Origin of the sequence: Bremerella sp. JC817, from assembly GCF_040718835.1 — a bacterium.
Lineage (GTDB): Bacteria > Planctomycetota > Planctomycetia > Pirellulales > Pirellulaceae > Bremerella.
In genome coordinates, this window is sequence record NZ_JBFEFG010000164.1 from 1 (window position 1) to 354 (window position 354).

Here is a 354-nt window from a genome sequence, read left to right on the forward strand (position 1 = left end):
CGGACGATGGCCAGCCAGATGGCCACCGCCATCTTCGACCAGGTCGTCGCCGAGATCGACGCGACCGACCGCTCGGCCACCCTGCGGGCCGTCGGCACGACCATGAAGTTCGACGGCTTCCTTCGCCTCTATCGCGAGGGCCGCGACGACGCCTCGGAAGACGACGAGGAGAGCGGCGCCTTGCCCCCCCTGAGCGAAGGCGAAGCGGTCGACCTTTCCGACATCCTGCCGGCCCAGCACTTCACCGAGCCACCTCCACGCTTCACGGAAGCCAGCCTGGTCAAGCGGATGGAGGAACTCGGCATCGGCCGGCCCTCGACCTATGCCAGCATCATCTCGATCCTGCAGGACCGA

At 67.5% G+C, this 354-nt stretch carries 1 protein-coding gene; it reads left to right on the forward strand.

The annotated features are described in order from the left end of the window. Positions 1 to 6 precede the first annotated feature (6 nt). Positions 7 to 354 (forward strand): DNA topoisomerase (locus AB1L30_RS00770; RefSeq protein ID WP_367011438.1); only part of this gene is annotated, 348 nt, incomplete at its 3' end.